4 protein-coding genes are annotated in these 2,302 nt (G+C 39.2%); all 4 read left to right on the top strand.

The features are described 5' to 3' along the window. The coding region (locus PSHG_RS31170) for a GNAT family N-acetyltransferase (RefSeq protein ID WP_010271855.1) at window positions 1-201 on the top strand (201 nt) is incomplete at its 5' end. Window positions 202-460: 259 nt separating this feature from the next. Then, window positions 461-952, top strand: coding sequence for a phosphoglycerate mutase family protein (locus tag PSHG_RS08475; RefSeq protein WP_010271852.1), 492 nt, complete (start codon window positions 461-463; stop codon window positions 950-952). A gap of 210 nt (window positions 953-1,162) precedes the next feature. Further along, entirely contained in the window at window positions 1,163-1,522 is a 360-nt protein-coding gene (locus tag PSHG_RS08470; RefSeq protein ID WP_010271848.1) for a VOC family protein, read from the top strand. A 166-nt stretch (window positions 1,523-1,688) separates the two neighbouring features. Beyond that, window positions 1,689-2,302, top strand: a 614-nt coding sequence (locus PSHG_RS30855) for a nucleotidyltransferase domain-containing protein (protein ID WP_162137281.1), incomplete at its 3' end; no start/stop codon positions are given.

Genomic DNA, 2,302 nt, shown 5'->3' with positions numbered 1-2,302 from the left:
CAACAATTGGGAAAAGAATCGATTAGAAGAATTGTTGAATTCATTAGGGAAAGGCATAGACAATGCGAAGTGATCTCTCTAACAATCGAAAAAAATAATAGTCATGCTAAAAAGCTATACGAGAATATAGGTTTTGTAAATCAAGATAGTGAGAATCAAGATGGCGAGATGATATACAGATTGAAGTTAAATAGACAGTAACGGGATTTTATAGTTATTCGAAGAGGTCGTTGACATCAGTTAACACCATATTCACGATGCGTCGCTTTCGCTCCTTGGTCCGCTAGAGGCTTTTCGAGGAAGTGGATTCAGGCGGACAACCCTACGAGGCTAAGTGACGGAGCCACCCGGTTGCTGACGCTTCCTTAAGCCTATCGGGTTCGTGAATACGAAAACGTTTTGTGAAATCCCGGTAAAAGTAAAACTTATTAAACCTCTCCATAGATTAGGAGTGATAATTTTGATATACGTTGTTAGGCACGGACAAACTGATTTGAATAGCCAAGGAAGGCTTCAGGGAAGACAAGGTTTGCCTCTTAATGAGGTTGGCAGAGCTCAAGCATTTAATTTGAGGGAGAAATTAATAAATATAAAGTTTGATTTCGTATTTTCTTCTCCGCAAGAGAGAGCGATACAGACTGCAGAATTAGTTACCGGATTTAATGTTGAAGCAGACGGGTTAAAAAGAGAAGAAGTTCAGTTTAACGGTAATATCCCTGATCCACGGTTATATAAAGTTGTAGAAGATGTAAAATCTTTTGTTAAACGTATTTTTAATTTTATGGAAGAGCTGAAAATTGACTCTGAGGAAGCAAATATACTAATCTCTGGGCATAGGTGTACTACGAGTTGCATTGGAGCTTATTTTAATGGATTGCCGCAAGATGGGAATATTCTGAAATATTCCTCGGGTAACGGTGAATATAAAACATATACAATTTTAAGAGATTAAGAGAAAGTTGAATGCGATTCAAAGAAGCCGGGATTTCACATCACACCGCATTCACGCGGCGGGCCTGATGGCCCTTGATCCGAAGTCGTGATCTCGAGGAAGCTGGAGCTGCGGACCACCTCCTACGGAGGCGTGAATGTAAGAACGTTATCTGAAACTCCGGGGAACACATTTAAAGTTCAAATACAAAAAATCAAGGAGAAGATGAATATGAATATGAATGAAAGATTCATTGAAAGAATTGATGCAGTATTCCTGCCTGTAAAGAACTTAGAGGAATCATTATCCTGGTATACAGAAGTTTTCAGATTTCCCCTTAGATGGAAGAATAAAAGAGTGGCGGGACTTTCCATTTCGCCGAACTGTGGGTTTCACTTAGTTGAAGTAAAGGACTATGTAGCACAAAAAGGCTACACGCCATTTAATTTTGTGGTAAAGGATGTAGAAGAAGTACGTAACAAGTTAAAATCAATGAAGGTCAAAGTCTCGGGGATTAAAACCAGTGATCCAGTTAGGTTTGATTTTATTGATGTTAATGGTAATGCTATCAGTGTTATTCAGTTAGGATAATGCCCGGACACATTCGCACCACCCAACCGCCTCGCGGCCGGCGGAATACGCGCTGGACGCGCGACTCGAGTAACTTAGGGGTGGTGGGACGTCGTGAATGCGGGGAACGTTAGGTGAAATAACATGCATGACTTGAGAAGAAATTTGAGAGGATCCGAAGAGGTGAATGATGAAGGACTCAGCATTTGAAGCAGCATTAAATTTTGTGAATAAGAGGTTTCCTAATTGTGACATTTCTATTCTTGCAGGAAGTGCATCTAGGGGAGAGGAAACAGATTCATCAGATTTAGATATTGTAATAATTGATTCGAAGATAAGTGATTTCAGAGAAAGTTTCGAAGAATTCGGTTGGCGGATTGAATGTTTTATTCACAATTTCGAATCAGTTAACAGAGATTTTAAATCGGACAGAGATAAGGGCAGGCCCGTATTAGCGACAATGATTTTCGAAGGAATAGTTTTGAAGGATAACGGACAGGCCAGAATGCTTAAAGAATTCGCCGATAACTTTATTAAGGAAGGGCCAGAACCACTTTCACAAGAGTACATTAACTCATCACGATACTTCATGTTTGATTTGCTTGATGATTTTATTGATGCCAAAAATCAGGAGGAAGCAATAATTACATTAAACACACTATCCGTTCAGCTAATAGACTTTATTTTAAGATTGCATGGCCAATGGTCAGGACGAGGAAAGACATTAGTAAGATCACTCAATCAATTTGATGGTGATATGAGTAGGAGATATTTTATGGCCCTAGACAAATTTTATAAATT

The sequence above is a fragment of the Paenibacillus senegalensis JC66 genome (assembly GCF_000285515.1).
Taxonomy (GTDB): domain Bacteria; phylum Bacillota; class Bacilli; order Paenibacillales; family NBRC-103111; genus Paenibacillus_L; species Paenibacillus_L senegalensis.
This window is presented reverse-complemented; position numbering and strand designations above follow the sequence as displayed.